Here is an 18485-nt window from a genome sequence, read left to right on the forward strand (position 1 = left end):
ATCGATTCCGAGAAAGGATTATCATGGAAGACAAGCTGCTGTTCATCCCCGAGGTGGCCGACCGGCTCCGGAGGTCGCCCGATCAGATCCGGTGGATGATCGCCCAGGGCACCGCTCCGAGGCACGCGAAGATCGCTGGCCGGATCGTCTTCAAATCATCCGATGTCGAGGCGTTCATTGATCAGGCGTTCGAGGTCGCGAAATGAGACCGGTGACGAAGGAAGCCCCCGGCGCTGCTGGAACAGCGGCCGAGGGCGAAGATCAGAAGCCCGCCAAGGATTCGATCTGGGGCAAGGCTACACGCCGGGCTCGCGCCGGTGCAGCGACCCCTGGCACGATCGCCGCTGATCGCCGCGTCGCGATCGCCGACGGCGCGGACTGCGAGGCGACGATCCACCAACGGCCGCGACAGAGCACATCTACCCGTCGAGTTGCTCGCATCACGGATGCCGTGGTCGGACTGCCGATGATTGTTCGGCGTACGACCGTCGGGCGCCGTGCGCTCGTCTGGCGAACCGCAGACGGCAAGTGGTGGCGCAAGGGCGGCGTGGTCCAGATCCGGCAGCAGAGCAGCGGAGAGCGCGCATTCGTGCTCACCCTGTTCAAGGGCGCCAACGCGCAGGACGCACAATTCCTGACCGACATCGTCCGAGATGCGCGCAACGGGATCGCACTCGAGCTGTGGAGCCGCACCGAAGCCGAATGGGCCGACGAGATGACCTTCCTCTTCGATTCCTCCCGGCCATACTGCGATCCCTACACCTCGCACGACTACAGCGCCCCCGCTGAGGTATGCGCCGAACCGCTCTGTCGACACCCGTGGCACGGAGAGGCCGAGATAGTTCACGAACTCGATTCGGTCGGAGGAGAAGCGTACTCAATCACCATCTGCCGGCTGGACTACGAAGAGGAATGGTACGTCGACGTCGACGTACATCAGTCCGACTTCTCGCCTAGCCAGTTGCTCGGCTTCGTGAATGACCTGCAATGGATGCGCGCAGAGTGCGAGAAGACGAACGCCACCAAGATCAAGGAGCAGGAGTAATGATGGGCGCAGGCCTCGCCAAGGCGGCGTACGTGGCCGCCGCCCGAGCTGGAACGGACCACGCGCCAACTCGAGTCCTCGTATTCATGGCTCTCGTCGCGCTCGATGCCGACCCGGAGCCGAGCTACTTTGGCGGCCGCATCGCTCTCGCAGAGTCGCTGGGTGCCCCCTCGACGACCAGCGGATTCCGCGCTGTCGACCGAGCGATGGCAACGCTGTCGAAGCTCGGACTCACCGCGGTGGCCAGCAAGGGAGCTCCCGGTCGACACACCCGCTATCTCCTCCGCGATGGCACCGGTTCACCACTCTCCGCGGACACACCACGCTCACCGTCGGGCGTTGCACGAACAGACCACGCTGACCGTGTTGTGAATAACTCGGAACACACCACGGTCAGCGGCAGAACACACCACGGTGAGCTGTCAGAACACACCACGGTGAGCGTGGACCTGAGGAAGAGGGAGGAGAAAGAGGAGGAGACGCGCGCGAGCGCGCCCGCCCGAACCTGTCGACGGCATCCCAGCTGGGAGCACAGCGAACCGTGCCGGGCGTGCGCGATCGATCGCCGAGCTGCGGAGTCTCAGACCCTCGCGCAGACTCGCGGAACGATGAGCGAGAGACGCACCGACTGCGGAAATGGGAAGCATCGTCGATTCCCGGACGGCACCTGCATGCTCTGCGAGGACCGAGACCCGTTGGCGGACATCGCATGAGCGCCGTCAGCGAAGCGTACGCGGACCTCGGCGGGGGGCTGCAGAGTGCGCACACCCCTGCCGTCCGCCAGACGGACCCCAGGGGTGCGCACAGTCGCGTACCCCGTGGTGAGGTGCGCTCGGCGCAACCCGCTCTATGGGGTGGCGATTCACCACCTCCAGGCATCTGTGCGGACCACCTGTTCGATCCGGTGTCGGGCTGGTGCGGGTGCGGCATCCGCGACGACGGGAAGATCGCCGAGGGCTCCCCCGCATGGCGCGCAGCTCTCGAGCGGAAGATGCCGGAGGCGACACGGTGAGAGGCGGACAGCAGCTGGAGCAGCTGACTCAGCGGATGCTGACCAGCACTCCGGCATGCGCCAACGACGGCAGGTTCATCGAAGACAACCCGGACCCCGCGACGACGACCGCCCTGCGCCGCGTCTGCTTCGGATGCGACCTCCTCGCCGCCTGCAACGCATTCGCGAAGTCCGCGAAACCCGAAGCCGGATTCTGGGCCGGCACCGACTACTCGACCCGCCGACTCGGTCGACCGCCGAAGGAAGCTGCAGACGCAGCAGGAAGCAGGAGCTGATGACCACGGAGGGCTACCTGGTCGAGTACAAGGGCTACGAGTTCTACATGGCTTTCGACGACGCCGACTCGGTCGAGACGACCACGCTCGCTCCCACGCTCCGCGTCATCACGGGGCCCTGGAAGACCTGGCGGCTAGACCCCGGCACCGCGCCCGACTACGTCATCACACTGCGCCGCTCAGTCGCGCCGGGCAACCCAAGCGCGGAGCACCCCGCCGGTAACCTCACAACAGCCGAGAGTCAGACCGACGGATGGGTCCTCCTCGTCGACGAGAACGGACGCCTCGAGAAAGCTCCGATCGGCTATGCGGTCTACCAACGCCTTCCGCAGGGGTAGGGGCCATGCAAATCTCTATGGCAACACCCTCCCGCAGAGCACCGGTAGTGATCCAGCCCCCTCCCGGTGGCCATGTCCCATGTCCCACGTGTCCCACCTTCTCAACACGAGGGCACCGGCGGCCGCGGACGACGCGTCGTGCCGCACCATGGCGCGCTTACGGGCGGTGCCAGGTGCGTCGGCCGTCCGGCGAAAAGGTGGGACACAAGGTGGGACACAAGGTGGGACACAAGGTGGGACACAAGGTGGGACACAAGGTGGGACACAAGGTGGGACAGGAAGGATCGACATGATGGACAACCAACCGAGCACGAACGCTCTCCTCCGCGAGCAGCTCGGGCTACTCTCTCGGCACGCTGATCCATCGGCAGTCGCCGCGCTGACAGATCAGCTCGCCGCGTCGGCGCGCAATCATCCGGCCGACACGGTTGCTCGCGCCGGCGTGACCGTCGCCGGCGCCATCGAATCGCTCGCGAAAGACCGGACCTCAACCGAGGCGCGAGATCGCCTGAAAATCGGCCTTCGCGTCCTCCGAATCGTGTCGATAGAAAGTCCACCACGGACCGACGATGGCGCGTTAAGCTGATGCCAACGCAACTCGTTCGAGGCACCATCCGGCATCCAGCCGGCGCCCCCCGGAGAGACGCTTCCGGCGCTACCAAGCCCCCGTCGCGAATCTCCCGGCGGCCCCCGCCCAGGATCCCCGAGAAGCCCCGAGTGCGAAGCGGCAGAGACACATCACGCGACCCACGCTGCGTGACCGCCTCGCCGCGATCCCACCGCATCCGCGCGACTCTCCGCGCACCGATCCTTTGAGGAGTTCATCCCATGTCCGCACGCATCAAGGACTTGCAGCAGCAGATCACCGACGCATCCATCAAAGCCCTCGCCATCACCGAGGACCGCACGGTATTCAAGTCTCACGAGGAGCGGCTCGCTGCTCTCACACCCGTTGAGAAGCAGATCGACGCGCTGAAGGAGGAGCTCAAGAACCTCCAGTACGTCGAAGCGCAGAAGCGCTCGGTCAGCATGGACGCTCTCGGTGGACTCGACGAATCGCCCGAGCGCAGCTACGCCGGCGCCGACACGCGCAGCGCATTAGGGGCCGCAACCAAGTCCTGGGGCGAGCGGATCGAGCGGGTAATCCACCAGCGTGCGCAGCTCGCAGGCGGCGCCAAGGCGCTCATCAACGGCACGATCGATATCCCGAGCGTCCTCCGCGAGGTCGTACAGATGCAGGGTCGACCGACCTCGCTCCTGCAGCTGATCCCGCGGCGGCCGAAGACCTCAGGAGATGGTGCCGACGGCAACCACGGCAACACGTTCAGCTACCTCCGGCAGACCGCCCGCGATCTGAACGCCGGATCAGTCCCCGACGGTGCGAAGAAGCCGAACTCCGGCATCACCTTCGATGACGCCGAGGACCGCTATCGCGTCTACGCGCACCTCACCGAACCGATGCCGAAGCGCTTCCTCGACGACTATCGGAACCTGATCTCGATCCTGCAGCTGCAGCTCGGCCAGGGCCTCCTGGAGTCGCTCGAGCGAGACATCCTCTTCGGCACCGGCGTGCTCGTCCCGGAGGTCGTCGACGCGAACGGCGTCGTAATCACACAGGGCGAGGATCCCGTGCTCGGCATTCTCAACACCCCCGGCACCCTCACCGAGGACTGGGAACCCGGCTCCACACCCCTGCAGCAGCTAACGAACGCCCGCTACGCCCTCGAGGACACGTTCGTCACGCCCAACGCGTGGCTCATCAACTCGAAGGACTGGCAGGCGCTCACGCAGCTGCGCGAGGACGGCGCGACGGGCGCGCTGCTGTTCGGCTCCGGCCGCACGTCGATCGATCAGTTCCTCGGCGAGTACGACCGCATCATCACCCCGCTGATCCCGCAGGGGCGCGCGCTGCTCGGCGACTTCACCCAGACCGAGCTGCTCATCCGCGAGGACGACCACCTCGACATCGACGGCTCCGGTCCCCTGTTCGACCGCAACCAGGTCAAGTTCCGCCATGAGGGACGCTACGGCTTCGCCACCACGAAGCCCTCCGCGTTCATCGAGGTCGAGCTCGACGACCCAGGAGCGTAACCCAGGCCCGGCTTGGCCCTGCAGTGCGGGGACTTCTCACCCCCGTAGCCAGCCGACCGCGCGGCCCCCTGTCCCACTCCTGGCAGGGGGCCGCGTCTACGCCAAGCCCAGCAATTGCCCGCGATAGAGTGCGATCCGTGGCCCGCATCTATCTCTACGCCGACGAAACCGGCAACCTCGACTACAACAACACGTCCGAGTCGGGGTTCTTTGGATTCGGCACGGCCACATTCCCTGACGGGCACGGCGCAGAGCTGTGGGCCGGTCTGCAGCTGCGCGCTGGGCTCAGCGCCAAGGGCCTCGACCTTCCCCGTGGGTTCCACGCGAAGAACGACAGCACTCCTACGAAGAACGAGATGTTCGAAGTGCTCGGCGAGCTCGGTCCCCGATTCGACACCACGTTCCTCTACAAGCCCAACGCATACGGGAGCGTGCGAGCCCGCGGAGATATGTACCTCTACAAACTCGCCTGGTACCTCCACTTCAAGGAGATCGCCCATCGCGTCTCAAACCCCGGCGACACGATCGTCGTAGTAGCAGGAAGCTTCGGAACCAAGAAGCGTCAGACGCAGGCGCGGGCGGCACTCACGGACGTCTGCGACCAAGTGAACCGCGACATCGAGCTGTGCGTCTGGGAAGCCGCAACTTCGTGGGGATTGCAGGTTGCGGATTATGCGCTCTGGAGTACGCACCGGGCGCTGCAAGGCAAGGGTGGCCAGTGGCACGACCAACATGTAAAGCCCACCTTGCGGACAGTGTTTCGCCCCTGGGGGTAAGAGTGTGCCAGCTATCCCGAAAGGGAAGAGGACCCCTGGACCTCTTTTCGCTGGCACCGCCAGAGTACACCAGATCAACGACAATGCCTCGTGTCGGAAGCGAGCCCTACGATATCTCTCATGACAGACGAAACGGCAAGGGCGCTGCGCGACGCGATCGCGGCTGAGAGCGCGGCAGAAGCTCACGCGGACGAGCTGAAGCGGGAGTGCCTCGAGAAGATAGCTGGTGAGCTTCCAGCTCGAGCCGAGGCGATCGCAAGGCGGCTGGCTCAGGAGCAGCCGGACGTTACGAAGTCACTCGGCCGCGACGGAGTCGCGCAACTTCGAGTAGACGTCTCACACGCTGCGACCGAGCTTGGCGAGCAATTTGTGGCCGCGATCGATGAGATCGAGTGGCCAGCGAAGACTTCGACCTTCGACAAGATCTCCCCGCGCCACATCCATGCCGCGCTGTTCGGTCGGTTCTTCCGCGAGACGGGGTCTCTCGCGGCGGCGATCGCGTCCCACGGGTACTCGTTCGGCGAGAAAGACATCAAGGTGGCGATCTTGCCGCAGGAGCTGTACGAGGAAAAGAGCTTTACCTCCGTCGCCGGCGCCCTGGAAGACCTGGCGCGCGCGCGTGCGGCGACAGCGTCTGCCCGCAAAGAAGACGACGAAGCTACGGTGTCTGATCTATGGGGGAACTGAAGCAAGGGGATGGCGAAGTTCCCGCGATGGCATCGGAGCCTTCCGACGCCGCATGGCGTGAGTTCGGGGATCTCGCAGCGGCCGCACTGGTGCGACTTGCCGAGCGAGATGCGGCCCAGTCGGGAACGGACATGACGCGTTCTGAACGAATCACGGCGGCCGCGATCATCATGCGTGACGCCGTAGAGGAGATGGGGGCAGCGGAACCTGCCAGTCACCCACCGATCCATAGCGGTGAGCGGCGTGCGCCGATACTAACCACACGTGATGCGGCGAAGTACTCGGGTCTCGCCTACCAGACGTTCCGCAACCTGCTCGCCGCAGGCAATGGACCGAGGCGATTCAAGCAGGGGCGCTTGAACGTCTTCTACGCGGTCGATGTCGATGGATGGCTGGCAGGCCGAGTCACGGATCCTGATGCAGCTACGATCGGAAAGCCCGCTCGGTTCTGAGTCCGCAGAAAGTCCGCAGAATGCTCCACCAGTACCGACTCCTCCCATCAGCAGACACCCACAGATCCGCGAGAATCCGGGCCTCACACCGCTAGCCATCGTCGACCATCCATCCCGGTGCGATTCATCAACTACCGGTAAAGCTACCCGCTGACCTGGGGTTTCCGAGGAGATCCTTCTCGGCGGGCCGAAGACCCAGGATGCGCCGAGCGCCGCGCCGTCACCCGTTGGGGCTGTAGATGAAGCCCGATATGCCGCTCACATCGGCGGATACTCGAGTGGTGGAAGCGTGGTTGATAGTGCTGGTGAAGCAGACCGAAACACTGTTCGCCGCGATCCCCGACGCCTCACAGGTCCCCGACGTCGCCCCAAAAGATAGAACCTGATACACGCTCGTGATGACCTGGCTGGAAGTGCGGTTGCGCACGATCGTGGCAGCCTGAACATAGTTCCCGCTCCTCACAAGGCATGCTTGCGCGCTCACCGCGGGCCCGTTGCTCGTCGGGCCGCAGTTCCAGTTTGACGGCGCACTGAACCCGCCGGGATAGGGCTGCCAGTTGCCGGTCGGAGCAGCGCTGGCTGGCTGAGCCGTGAAGACCCCGACGAGCAGGAGGACGACAGCTGCGAGGGCGGTAGAACGCTTCTTCATGTCAGCACCTTTCGTGGACTTCTCCGGTCCGTCGGGTCAAAGATATCGACCGACGGGAGCCGAGCGCTGTCCCCCTTTCGGCCTACATGCCTCGTCACCCGCGCCTCGGAGGGTCACCCGTCGCTGAACCGTGACCGCGGCCCCTCCCCCGCCGCACTACGCACGCGCACCTCCATCACTACTGAGTGTCCCCACAGAAACACTCAAAGCACCTCCTCCGGATACGGCACTTCCCCCAGCGCCCCCGTCTTTCGTCGGCCGCCTTTCGCATTCGTGGTGAAGTGGGCCCTTCCGGGCGCAACAGGCGCGCCCGCGTGACGCATTCAACGGGGAGCGAGTCTGTGAACAGACGAACGAAGAACAGTGGTACCGACAAGCGGCTACTCGCCGACGAAGCGTTCCGCTACATCGGTGCTCGGATCCTCGACGGCGCCTTGCCGGCGGGGCAGCGCATTCGCGACCTCGACGTCGCCGAGCACCTCGGCCTTTCGCGCACCCCGGTGCGCGAGGCACTGCAACGCCTGGAGCGCCTCGGCATGGTGAGCATGTACCCGAGTCGCTACACCGAAGTCACCGCGGTGACGGAGGACGTCACCGCGCAGGCGCTGGCCTTCGCCGGATATCAGGCCGGCATCGCCGCCCGGACGGCCGTCCCCCGCCTGACCGCGCCACAACGTGAATACCTCGCGGCCCTCGTGCAACCGATGTGCAGCGCGCTCGACGGCAGCGAGCCGGCCGTCGACGCTCGCTGGAGTGTCTTCTCCTACCTCGGAGAGCACTGCGGCAACGTGCCGCATCGTGCCCTGATGGCAGAGTCCGCCCTGGCGATCCGCCGGAATCTCCGCGAGTGGTCGGTGCCTCCGGAGGACGAGCGACGGATGCGGGAGATCTACGCCGACTTCCGTGACGCTGTGCTCGTCGGCGACGGCGTCGAGGCCGAACGTCTCGCCCGGGAGATGCACTACCTCTGACGAGCGTTCAGGTCACCGCGCGCCAGCCGGTGACCCAGTGCGCGAGCCTCCGATACGCGTCTTCCCTCGCCGCCCGTCGGGAGAGGAAGACGTCGTGCAGCGCTCCGTCGATCCGCTCCACCGTCACCGAGGGACCGAGCCGCAGCGCCGCGCGGGCGATGTCGTCGACGACGAGCACGGAATCGGCGGCGGTCAGTTCGTCGGTCCAACGCGTCGGGGGCACGAAGCGCGCCGAGAGGAGTACGCAGACCGGAGCGGGGATGGACAGCCCGTCCGCCACCGCCTTGTGACCGGAGAGGATCGCGTGCAGCCACCCGGCGTACACGGCCATCGTCTGCGCAGGTCGCCACACCGGATTCACGTCCATCGGATCATCCGGGTCGGCGACCATCTGCTGCGCCCTCGTGTAGAAGCCAAGGTCTATCTGCGGGGCGACATCCAGCGGTCGGACCCGCGCCTGGAACTCGACCATCGGCGCGATCGCTGCCCGCACCGGAGCCACCTGGAACTCCAGCCACGGGCTGTTCAGGATGACGGCATCCGCCGCTTTCGGATGCCGTGAAGCCCACAGGCTCAGCGTCAAGCCGCCCGTCGAATGCCCGAGAAGCACCAGCCGGCGCCCCGAGGTGCCTTCCGCGGAATGCCCCATCGTCGCAAGGGCCGCGGCGATGTCCTGGTCGTACGTGGCCAGGTCGGCGACGTAGCCCGGGGTCTGCCCCTCGCGGAGGCTCCGGCCGTACTTCCGCAGATCGAGCGCGAAGAAGCGCGCCCCTCGCGCAGTCCAGAATCGGGCGAGGCGCTTCTGGAAGAAGTAGTCGGACCAGCCGTGGATGTAGAGCACGTCGACGCCCTCCAGCATCGGCCGGAGACCGCGCATCCGCTGCCACCGACTGTGCTCCTCGGGCAACGCCCGCACGAGAGTCGCGACGACCGGGCCCTGCTCGTCGGCTCCGAGGTCGAGGGTGAGCTGCTCGAACTCGTCGCCGAGAACATCAGGCACCCATTCGTCCATGCGTCCCTCCCGAACGTCTCGCTGCGCGGATCGGTCGACTCACGGCGCAGCCGGACGGCCCACCGTGTAGTTCTGCACAATCAGCTCAGCCACGGGCGTGAGGTCGCGGACCCCCGAGCCTTCGTAGGTGGTGAGTCGGATCCAGTCAGGACCCACCCGAAGGTCGAGGACCGGGCGGTCGAACTCATCGGTGCCGGACAACGCGGCATCCGCTCCCTCGACATCCACCTCGCTCCCACCCTCGATCCGTTCGAAGGCCCAAGCGCCTCCCGGCAGGGTCGTGACCATCAGGTATCCCTGCGACTCGTACTCACTCTCGCCGGACGCGTAGTAGCAGATCCGCGCGCCGTTGACGGTCTGGTACACCTCGGACGGGATGCCCCAGCCGCCGAAGGTGTCGATGAGGAACACCTCCGTGTCGAGCTCGGTGGCGAGCTCATCGGTGGTGAGGAACCGGGCACAATCCGCGCCGACGATGTCGCTCGGCGGCAGTTCCACGTCTTTCACGGTCTCCGTCGCCGAAGCGCCGAGACGCCGAAGAGCGGCAGCGATGGGCTCCGCGTCGTCCGCCGTCAGCTCGGGATCGGCCACTTGGCCGGAGACCAGGATGTCGCCGTCGATGACCTGGAAGAAGCACATCCCACTCTCTTCGCACCGGGCCTCTTCACCCCAGTAGCCGCCGCGATTCGCAGCCCCCTCCGTCACCGCCTGCGCGCCGGGAAGAATGGTGACTTCCCAGCTGCGTTCCTCGTCCCCCGCGGAGCACGCCACGCCGCCTGCCCGCGAGAAAGCGTGACGCGCCGGCCCGGGGTACCAGTTGGGCATGGAGACGCTGGACAGGGCCGCTTCGACCTCGCCGGCCACCTCTCCGACCAGCGGCGCCATCTCGGCGGCCACGTCATCGCAGGTGACGTCGAACGCCGTCTCCGGCTCCACGATCGGCTCCGGTGTCGGTGTCGGTGTGGTCGCCGGATCGGCGGATTCCGATGTCGACGGCGTGGGCTCCGGCTCGGGCGTCGGCGCACAGCCCGACAGCAAGAGCAGCGCCACCGCACTGAAGACGAGGAGAGAACGCGGTCGCATGCCCTCAGCTTAGGAGTGCGCTCCCCGAGAAGCGGGAGCGCACCGCAACGATCCGGTGAAGCTGGTCACTCACCGCGCGAGACGCGCACCATCTCTTCGCGGGGAACGACCTTGACCCTGGCCCGCTCCTCCGGCGCGCCCAGCGCGACCTCGTGCTCGTCGAGGCGATGCCAGCCCTCCACGTCGGTCCACTTCACACCGCGCTCCTGCAGAAGCGCCGGGATCGACTCCTCCGAGGGGTCTTCCGGACGCCACCACGAACCCTGGTCGTTGATGATGTGCCGCACGGTCTCCATCGCATCGGACTTGGTGTGACCGATGAGTCCGACCGGTCCGCGCTTGATCCACCCGGTCGCGTAGATGCCGGCAACGTTCTGGTTGGAGTCCTTGGCGAGCACCTGCCCCTCGCGGTTCGGGATGACGCCGTGCTTCTTGTCGAACGGCACACCCGGGAGCGGGGACCCGAAATAGCCGATCGCCCGATATAGCGCCTGGATCGGCACTTCACGCATCTCGCCGGTGCCGACCGCACCTCCTTGCCCGTCAGGCCGGGTGCGCTCGTAGACGAGCGCCGCGACGCGACCGTTCTCGTCCTTGCGAACCTCGACCGGACGCGCCCAGAAGTGCAGGTGCAGCCGCCGCGACGCAGTGCCGCCCGCGTTGTTCACCGAGTCGCGTTTGCGCCACGACTGCAGGATCCGGTCGATGACCATGACCTGCTTGTTACTGGCGACGGCATCCTTCGAAGCCTCGTCGTAATCGAAGTCCTCGTCGTAGACGACCATGTCGACATCACGCAGTTCGCCGAGCTCGCGCAGCTCCAGAGGTGTGAACTTCACCTGCGCCGGACCCCGACGACCGAAGACATGCACGTCGGTGACAGCGCTCGCCTTGAGGCCTTCGTAGACGTTCACCGGGACCTCGGTGACGAGGAGATCCTCCGCGTGCTTCGCCAGCATCCGCGAGACGTCGAGGGCCACGTTGCCGTTGCCGATCACGGCGACGGATGCCGCATCCAACGGCCATTCGCGCGGGACGTCGGGGTGGCCGTCGAACCAGCTCACGTAGTCCGCTGCCCCGTAGGACCCGACGGCGTCCATGCCCGGGATGTCCATGGACGTGTCGCGGATCGCACCGGTGGCGAAGATCACGGCGTTGTAGTGGCGCTTGAGGTCTTCGAGGGTGATGTCCTCGCCGAAGCGGACGTTGCCGAACAGGCGGATGTCGCCGCGGTCGAGCACTTCGCGGAGCGCACCGATGATCCCCTTGATGCGGGGGTGGTCGGGTGCGACGCCGTAGCGGACCAGGCCGTACGGTGCCGGGAGCTGCTCGAACAGGTCGATCGAGACGTCGAACTTGCGCTCCGCCTTCAGCAGGATGTCCGCGGCGTAGATGCCGGCGGGGCCTGCGCCGACGATGGCCAGTCTGAGCTTGGTCATGGAGGTCCTTTCGTATGCCGTCGCATCCGTCGCGCGACCGTCAGGCCGCCCGTGCAGATCAGCTGGAGCGGTCGGCGAGGGTCTCGGCGAATCGGGTGAGTGCGTCGCGCACGGTGCCGCGGGGAAGCGGTGCGAGCGCATCGACCGCATCCCGGGTCCAGGTGTGCGCGAGTTCGAGGGTCTTCTGGGTGACGGCGTGATCTCGCAGTTCGGTCAGCGGCCCGTCGAGGATGGCCGGGTCGGCGCCGTCGGCGATGCGGGCGACGCCGTCGTCGATACGTGCGGCGAGGTCGGCGGAAGCCGCGTCGGACTCGGCCTTCAGCAGCAGATACGGCATGGTCGGAACACCGGCGCGCAGGTCGGTGCCCGGCACCTTCCCGGTGTCTTCCGGCTTGGCCGACAGATCGATGACGTCGTCGAGCAGCTGGAACGCGACACCGATCTTCTCGCCGTAGCCGCGCATCGGCTCTTCATACTCGCTGGACGCGTTGGAGAAGATGACACCGGCCTGCGTCGCCGCGGCGATCAGCGAACCGGTCTTGTCGGCGAGCACCTGGATGTAGAAATCGATGGGGTCGTCGTCGGGCTGCGCACCGATCGTCTCGTGCATCTGACCGAGCACGAGGCGCTCGAAGGTGTCGGCCTGCAGGCGGATGGCACGCTCGCCGAGCCGCGACATGAGCTGACTGGCGCGGGAGAACAGGATGTCGCCGGTCAGGATGGCGATGCTGTTTCCCCAGACGGCGTGCGCGGCCGGCACCCCCCGCCGACGATCGGCGCCGTCCATGACGTCGTCGTGGTAGAGCGAGCCGAGGTGGGTGATCTCGAGTGCCTTGGCGACATCGATGACCTCGTCGGTGTTGCCGTCGCCCAACTGCGCGGCGAGCAGGGTCAGAACGGGTCGGATGCGCTTGCCCCCGGCCTCGTAGAGGTACCGGCTGGCTGCGTCGGCGAGGGGGTCGGCGACGCGCACGTCCTCCGCGAGACCCGTCTCGACCCGCTCGAGGCCGTTCTCGATTTCTCGGGCCACACGGCGGGCGGCGGGGCCGATGAAGACGCGGTCGCTGAAGCCGAGACGGCTCGCCAGTCGCGAACCCGGCGCGATGGGGCTCGAAGTCACGGTCTCAGCCTACCTTCGTCGTGTGCGGCGATCTGCGCCCGAGATGTTCACTCGGGCTTGCGTGCTCTGTGCAGGGCGACGATGCCGAACGACAGGTTGCGGTACGCGACGTCGGTCCAGCCGGCCTCGCGGATCCAGGCGGACAGTCTCTTCTGGTCGGGCCATTCGCGGATCGACTCGTTGAGGTAGTCATACGCGTCGCCGTTCGTGCCCGCCACACGGGCGACCCGCGGCAGCACCTGCGAGTTGTAGAAGCGGTATGCCCCGCGGAAGAACGCGCCCGGAGGTGTGGAGAACTCGTTGATGACGAGGCGCCCGCCCGGCTTCGCGACTCGAAGCAGCTCCCGGAGGGCCTTCTTCGGCTCGTTCACGTTGCGCAGGGCGTATGACATCGTGACCGCATCGAACTCTGCATCGGCGAACGGCAGGTCGGTGGCATCCGCTTGGACGAACGAGAGATTGCGCATCGTTCCGTGGCGGCGCTGCCCCTCGGCGAGCATTCCCGGGGAGAAGTCGGCGGCGACGACCTGAGCGCCGCTCCGCGCGAGGGATGCCGACGACGACGCGGTTCCCGCACCGAGATCGAGGATGCGCTCACCCGGTTTCGGAGCGACGGCGCGCGTCGTGGCGGCGCGCCACAGGGCGTCGTTCCCGACGGTCATCGCCGTGTTCGTGCGGTCATAGCCGGCAGCGACCTGGTCGAACATGCCGCTGACGCGCGCAGGGTCCTTGCCGAGATCGGCGCGGTTCTTCTCGTTCGAAGTCACGGGTTCAGTCTAGGCGCGAGGCCCAGCGCTTCCAGCCGGTCGAGCCAGGGGTCGGCCGTGGCGTCGTCGAACGGGGCGACGCGGGCGCGAACGCGCTGTTCGAGGTCGAGGGCGAGTGCTTCCAGGCGGGTCATGACATCGGCCGGATAGCCGTATAGCGCGCTGTGCTCCTCCCACTCGTCGCGGTCGTCGACCCACGTGCCACGGTCCCCCTCGACCCGCACGACGTCGAGGTCCATGTCGATGCCGGTGGCCAGCAGCGGATCGTCCGACCACCGGATGTCCCACCCGAGGTCGATGTAGATGCGCATCCCGCGAGGGTGATCGCGGTTGACCGTGAGGGCGAAGTCGGTCTGCCTGGGCACGAGGGTGACATCCGGCGCCTGTGCGATGAACTCCGCGCCGGGGCGCGCACTGTGCCACCCGACGGGCTGTCCGATCCAGTCACCCCACTGATCTGCACCGAGGTACACGCTCTCATGGCGCCAGTGCGGTGACCCGTCCCATTTGCGCCACTGGAAGATCATCTCGGTGCCGGTTTCGGGACGTGCATCGCTCATCCGCCCACCCTAGACGGCCGCTCCCCCGCCACCGCCGCGGCCTAGGCTGGAGGCGTGCATTACACCCACCTGGTCGTGGAGACCCGAGAGATCGACCCGGTCGAGGATCTCCTGGCCTACGCGGACCCGTCGCGTCCTCTCGCGTGGCTGCGGCGCGGAGACGGAATCGTGTCTGTCGGCGAGCCGTTCGCGGAGATCCGACCACCGGCAGGAGCCGACGTGTCGCGCGCTGCCGCCTTGGCGACCTTCTGGCGAGGCATGGCCGCCGAAGCGGAGATCGATGACCCGATCGGCCTTCCCGGAACAGGTCTCGTCGCCTTCGGAGCATTCACGTTCGACGAGGAATCGGCCGCCGACAGCGTGCTGATCCTGCCGACGCAGATCATCGGACGCCACGGCGGACGGTTCTGGCGGACGCGCATCCGCCTCGCCACCGACACCCGACGCGCTGAGGAGCTCCCCACGCAGCCCTACGGACCGCACTGGGCCGGGACGGTCGGCCCGGGCGCGCAGAGCCCCCAGGGCTACCAGGACTCGGTACGCCACGCTCTCGCCCGCATCGCCGACGGTGAAGTCAGCAAGGTTGTTCTCGCGAGAGACCTCACCGGCAGCATCCCCGCCGGTTCCGACCTCCGTCGTCTCGTGCGTGCGCTCTCGAGCGGCTACCCCGACACCTGGGCGTTCGCCGTCGACGGCCTGATCGGCGCGAGCCCCGAGACCCTGGTGACCGTTCGCAGCGGCACGGTGACCGCGCGGGTGCTCGCCGGGACGATCGGCAGAGGCGCCGACGCGGATGCCGACACCGCGGCATCCGCCCACCTCGCGTCGAGCACCAAAGACCTCGACGAGCACCAGTACGCCGTGCAGAGCGTGCTCGCCTCGCTCCGGCCGCATACGCGCGCCCTCGCTGCGAGTGAGCAGCCCTTCCTCCTGAAGCTGCCGAATCTGTTCCACCTGGCCACCGACGTCGAAGGCGAGCTGGCAGACGGCGAATCGGCGCTCGATCTCGTGCGCGTTCTGCATCCGACCGCCGCCGTCGCGGGCACGCCCACCCCCGCAGCGATCGCCGCGATCCGCGACCTGGAGCCGTTCGACCGCGGCCGCTACGCGGGCCCCGTCGGATGGGTGGATGCCGCCGGCAACGGCGAATGGGCGATCGCGTTGCGGTGCGCGCAGTTCACGACCGCCGAAGACGACATCCGCGTCACCGCGTACGCCGGCGCCGGGATCGTCGCCGGCTCGGATCCGGAATCCGAACTGCTCGAGACGCGCGTGAAATTCCGCCCCCTGGTGGACGCGCTGGCCTGAGTCAGCTGGCGGCGAGGCGCTTCTTCTCGGCCTCGACGTCGAAGTCCGCCACCGGCCATTGCGGGTCGATGTCTTCGAGGGCGGCGAGCAGCAGTTCCTGCACGGCGAGGCGCGCGTACCACTTGGCGTTCGCCGGCACCACGTGCCAGGGCGCAGCCTCGGTCGAGGTGCGCTCGAACACGGCCTGGTAGGCGTCCATGTATCGCGGCCACAGCAGACGTTCGTCGACGTCGCCCGGGTTGTACTTCCAGTGCTTGTCGGGGCGTTCGAGCCGCTTCATGAGCCGCTCCTTCTGCTCGTCGGCGGAGATGTGCAGCATCACCTTGATGATGCGGGTGCCGGATGCCGCCACTCTGGCTTCGAACTCGTTGATCGCGTCGTACCGGCGCTCGATCTCGGAGGGGTCCGCGAGTTCGCGCACCCGACCGATCAGAACGTCTTCATAGTGGGAGCGGTCGAAGACGCCGATGAAGCCGGGCTCCGGGAGGCGCTTCTCGACGCGCCACAGGAAGTCGTGGGCTCGCTCCTCCTCGGTGGGCGCCTTGAACGCGGCGAGCGATATCCCCTGCGGATCGACAGCGCCGACGACGTGCCGCACGATTCCGCCCTTGCCCGCGGAATCCATCGCCTGCAGTACCAGCAGCACGGAATCGGCGTCCGTCTCCACCCGACTCTCGGCGTACAGGCGCTCCTGCAGCTCGTTCAGCTTCTCGAGGCCCGCGGCGAGGTCTTCTGCACCGTGCGCCTTGCCCTTGTCATAGCCGGGCTTGCTGTCGGGGTCGAGGTCAGCGAGGCGGAACCCGTCGTCGATCCGCAGCAACTGCGTCCAGGAGTGCGCGTTCATACGCTCATCCTGCCAGCGTCACCGCGCCAGCGGGACCTCGATGAGCTGGCGTCCGCCGCGGGGCGCGGTCAGCGCCTGGTCGAGCGCCGTGCGAGTCGTGATCTGCTGATAATCCCAGCCGTACGCGAGCGCGAGTTGTTGCAGCTGCACCGAGTGGGGTGTGTAGAACGCGCGATCGAGATCGGTCGGGCTCGCGGATGCTGCGACCTCGAGCGAATCGAAGATGGTCCCGCCGCCGTCGTTCCCGACGATGACCTGCAGCCTCGGTGCGGCCTCGTCCGGCGGAAGCAGCAAGGCACCGACATCGTGCAGGAACGCGAGATCGCCGAGAAGCACCCGCGTGACGCCGGGGGCCCCAGCGGCCTGACTGGCGAGAGCGATGCCGGTCGCGGTGGCGATGGTCCCGTCGATCCCGGCGAGCCCACGGTTGGCGTGCACCGGCACCTTCTTGCCGCCGAGCACGCCGTCGGCCACGCGGACCAGTCGGGACGAACCGAACATCAGTCGGTCGTGCGGCCAGGTCGCCCGCCAGACGGCGTCGACCAGGAGCTCGCGGTCGAGCGGCCGGCGCACCGCGTCCAGTTCGGCCTTCACCGCCTCACGGCGGGCCGCGAAGTCCGTGGAGGCGAGTCCCTCCGGATCGGGAGCGTGCTCGCTGAGGTCGACGGCCTCTTCGGCGGATGCCGCGAGCCACGCTCCGAGCCACTCCCGGTCGGCTGCGCCGGACTCGACGGTCACCGCAGGGACTCCCCGGGTGCGGCCGTTGAGGTCGAGTTGCTCGCCGCCTCGATGCACGGCGACGACCTCGACCTCGGCGCGGGAGAGGAGGGCGGCGACTTCCCGGCTGAGTGTCGGATGCCCGAGCACCACGGCCCGCTGGATGCGGCCGCCGAGATCGTCGCGCCGCAGGAGGCGGCGGTAGCCGTGGACGAGCTGCCGCCCGAACCGCGCGCCGCTGACGACCTCCGCGATGAGTGGCCAGCCGCCGTCGTGGGCGACCTGCTCCGCGTCGGGGCCGGCGTCGGCGCCGGCGATCACGACGGTCAGCGGACCGCGGGCGAGGGGGAACGGTGCCGCGGCGGGCGGACGGGGCGCGTCGCCGGCGACCACGGCGACATCGGGTGCCTCGCCGGAGAGCGGCTCCCGGGACGGCAGGTTCAGGTGGACCGGACCACCGACACCCGGCAGATGCCGCTCGACCTGCCGCTCCCCCACGGCCGTGGCGACCGCGAGCGCGCCGAGCCCGTCCCAGCTGCCCTCGCCGGGGACGGGTGCATCGATCTGCGCGCGCACGAATCGATCGAAGATGCCCTCTTGGATGGTGGCCTGGTTCGCTCCGACGCCTAGCAGCTCGGGCGGCCGGTCCGCTGTGAGGAGCAGGAGCGGCACGCCGGAGTGGTAGGCCTCCATGACCGCCGGCAGCAGGTTCGCCACAGCCGTTCCCGAAGTGCAGATCACCGCGGCCGGCACACCCGTCTCGCGGCCGATGCCGAGCGCCGTGAACCCCGCTACCCGTTCATCGATGCGAACGTGCACGCGCAGTACTTGAGCGTCGGCGGAGCGGACCGCGGCGAGCGCGAGCGCCTGGGAGCGTGATCCCGGAGAGAGGACGATGTCGCGTACGCCGTGCGCGACGAGTTCGGCGATCAGGGTTGCCGCAGCACCCGTCGCCGGAGATGAGGTCACGGGCGCGGATCCGCGGTGGGAGGTTCGTCGGTTTCGTCGTCGAGGCGAGCGAGTTCCTCTTCGAGGCGGCGGATGCGGGCATCCTGCTCGGTCTTGCTGATGCTCTGCAGGAAGGCGGGGTCGTCGTCGGGTGCCACCTCGCGGCGCGCTCCCTTGTCGTTCCCGCGGCGGCGGCCGATGGTGAACCAGAGCACCCCGCCGATCACGGGGATGAGCACCACGATCGCGATCCACGCGGCTTTGCGGACGCCACGATGCCGCGTCGGCGGCTGCACGGCGCAGTCGACGATGCTGAACACCCAGAACACCGCGGCCAGGAAGCCGCCGATGATCAGTAGTCTCGCCACCCTTCCAGTGTAGGCGCGTCAGG

Annotated in this window: 21 protein-coding genes; 11 read left to right on the forward strand and 10 right to left on the reverse strand. The window is 67.5% G+C overall.

The window, feature by feature from the left end; genetic code table 11:
• Positions 1-23: 23 nt before the first annotated feature.
• From D7252_RS01485 to D7252_RS01530, 9 genes are all read left to right on the forward strand, one after another.
• Entirely contained in the window at positions 24-206 is a 183-nt protein-coding gene (locus tag D7252_RS01485; RefSeq protein WP_120773773.1) for a helix-turn-helix domain-containing protein, read from the forward strand.
• A gap of 5 nt (positions 207-211) precedes the next feature.
• Complete coding sequence (locus tag D7252_RS01490) at positions 212-1045, forward strand: hypothetical protein (protein ID WP_120773774.1); 834 nt, start codon at positions 212-214, stop codon at positions 1043-1045.
• A gap of 966 nt (positions 1046-2011) precedes the next feature.
• A complete protein-coding gene (locus D7252_RS01500; protein ID WP_183055131.1) occupies positions 2012-2332 on the forward strand; it encodes a WhiB family transcriptional regulator in 321 nt (106 codons plus the stop codon).
• Complete coding sequence (locus D7252_RS01505) at positions 2332-2670, forward strand: hypothetical protein (protein ID WP_120773777.1); 339 nt, start codon at positions 2332-2334, stop codon at positions 2668-2670. The genes D7252_RS01500 and D7252_RS01505 overlap by 1 nt, the downstream gene beginning before the upstream one ends.
• A 289-nt stretch (positions 2671-2959) precedes the next feature.
• Positions 2960-3256 (forward strand): hypothetical protein, encoded by a 297-nt coding sequence (locus D7252_RS19890; protein WP_183055132.1) that lies wholly within the window; start codon positions 2960-2962, stop codon positions 3254-3256.
• A gap of 242 nt (positions 3257-3498) precedes the next feature.
• Complete coding sequence (locus tag D7252_RS01515) at positions 3499-4761, forward strand: phage major capsid protein (protein WP_120773779.1); 1263 nt, start codon at positions 3499-3501, stop codon at positions 4759-4761.
• Positions 4762-4898: 137 nt separating this feature from the next.
• Positions 4899-5537 carry a DUF3800 domain-containing protein gene (locus D7252_RS01520; RefSeq protein WP_120776738.1) on the forward strand — a complete coding sequence of 213 codons (639 nt, stop codon included), beginning with the start codon at positions 4899-4901 and terminating at the stop codon, positions 5535-5537.
• A gap of 90 nt (positions 5538-5627) precedes the next feature.
• Complete coding sequence (locus D7252_RS01525) at positions 5628-6224, forward strand: hypothetical protein (protein ID WP_147406676.1); 597 nt, start codon at positions 5628-5630, stop codon at positions 6222-6224.
• Between the two features lie 26 nt (positions 6225-6250).
• Positions 6251-6676, forward strand: coding sequence for an AlpA family transcriptional regulator (locus D7252_RS01530; RefSeq protein ID WP_147406677.1), 426 nt, complete (start codon positions 6251-6253; stop codon positions 6674-6676).
• Positions 6677-6896: 220 nt separating this feature from the next.
• Here D7252_RS01530 and D7252_RS01535 read toward each other — a convergent pair whose 3' ends face one another.
• Positions 6897-7325 (reverse strand): hypothetical protein, encoded by a 429-nt coding sequence (locus D7252_RS01535; protein WP_120773782.1) that lies wholly within the window; start codon positions 7323-7325, stop codon positions 6897-6899.
• Between the two features lie 341 nt (positions 7326-7666).
• On the opposite strand from D7252_RS01535, the gene D7252_RS01540 reads away from it, so the two are divergent.
• Positions 7667-8296: a GntR family transcriptional regulator gene (locus D7252_RS01540; RefSeq protein ID WP_120773783.1), complete on the forward strand. Its 630-nt coding sequence runs from the start codon at positions 7667-7669 to the stop codon at positions 8294-8296.
• Positions 8297-8303: 7 nt separating this feature from the next.
• Here the strand turns inward: D7252_RS01540 and D7252_RS01545 are convergent, their stop codons facing one another.
• From D7252_RS01545 to D7252_RS01570, 6 genes are all read right to left on the reverse strand, one after another.
• Positions 8304-9308 carry an alpha/beta hydrolase gene (locus tag D7252_RS01545; protein ID WP_120773784.1) on the reverse strand — a complete coding sequence of 335 codons (1005 nt, stop codon included), beginning with the start codon at positions 9306-9308 and terminating at the stop codon, positions 8304-8306.
• A 39-nt stretch (positions 9309-9347) separates the two neighbouring features.
• Complete coding sequence (locus D7252_RS01550; RefSeq protein ID WP_120773785.1) at positions 9348-10391, reverse strand: hypothetical protein; 1044 nt, start codon at positions 10389-10391, stop codon at positions 9348-9350.
• Positions 10392-10456: 65 nt separating this feature from the next.
• The gene (locus D7252_RS01555; RefSeq protein ID WP_120773786.1) at positions 10457-11830 is read right to left on the reverse strand and encodes an FAD-dependent oxidoreductase; all 1374 of its coding nucleotides are present in this window, start codon (positions 11828-11830) and stop codon (positions 10457-10459) included.
• A gap of 58 nt (positions 11831-11888) precedes the next feature.
• Complete coding sequence (locus D7252_RS01560) at positions 11889-12950, reverse strand: polyprenyl synthetase family protein (RefSeq protein WP_120773787.1); 1062 nt, start codon at positions 12948-12950, stop codon at positions 11889-11891.
• A gap of 47 nt (positions 12951-12997) precedes the next feature.
• On the reverse strand, positions 12998-13657 hold the full coding sequence (locus D7252_RS01565; RefSeq protein ID WP_251050826.1) for a ubiquinone/menaquinone biosynthesis methyltransferase: 660 nt from the start codon (positions 13655-13657) through the stop codon (positions 12998-13000).
• Positions 13658-13713: 56 nt separating this feature from the next.
• Complete coding sequence (locus D7252_RS01570; RefSeq protein ID WP_120773789.1) at positions 13714-14277, reverse strand: hypothetical protein; 564 nt, start codon at positions 14275-14277, stop codon at positions 13714-13716.
• Between the two features lie 54 nt (positions 14278-14331).
• Between D7252_RS01570 and D7252_RS01575 the strand changes: the two genes are divergently transcribed.
• Positions 14332-15585: an isochorismate synthase MenF gene (locus tag D7252_RS01575; RefSeq protein WP_120773790.1), complete on the forward strand. Its 1254-nt coding sequence runs from the start codon at positions 14332-14334 to the stop codon at positions 15583-15585.
• A gap of 1 nt (position 15586) precedes the next feature.
• Here the strand turns inward: D7252_RS01575 and D7252_RS01580 are convergent, their stop codons facing one another.
• Genes D7252_RS01580 through D7252_RS01590 form a run of 3 tightly spaced genes read right to left on the reverse strand, consistent with a single transcriptional unit; the run spans position 15587 to position 18462 of the window.
• A complete protein-coding gene (locus D7252_RS01580; protein WP_120773791.1) occupies positions 15587-16429 on the reverse strand; it encodes a polyphosphate kinase 2 family protein in 843 nt (280 codons plus the stop codon).
• 18 nt (positions 16430-16447) lie between these two features.
• Entirely contained in the window at positions 16448-18115 is a 1668-nt protein-coding gene (menD, locus tag D7252_RS01585; protein ID WP_120773792.1) for a 2-succinyl-5-enolpyruvyl-6-hydroxy-3-cyclohexene-1-carboxylic-acid synthase, read from the reverse strand.
• A complete protein-coding gene (locus D7252_RS01590) occupies positions 18112-18462 on the reverse strand; it encodes a PLD nuclease N-terminal domain-containing protein (RefSeq protein ID WP_120773793.1) in 351 nt (116 codons plus the stop codon). Before D7252_RS01590 ends, menD begins: the two co-directional genes overlap by 4 nt.
• Positions 18463-18485 lie beyond the last annotated feature (23 nt).

It is taken from the genome of Microbacterium sp. CGR2 (genome assembly GCF_003626735.1).
Taxonomy (GTDB): Bacteria; Actinomycetota; Actinomycetes; order Actinomycetales; family Microbacteriaceae; genus Microbacterium.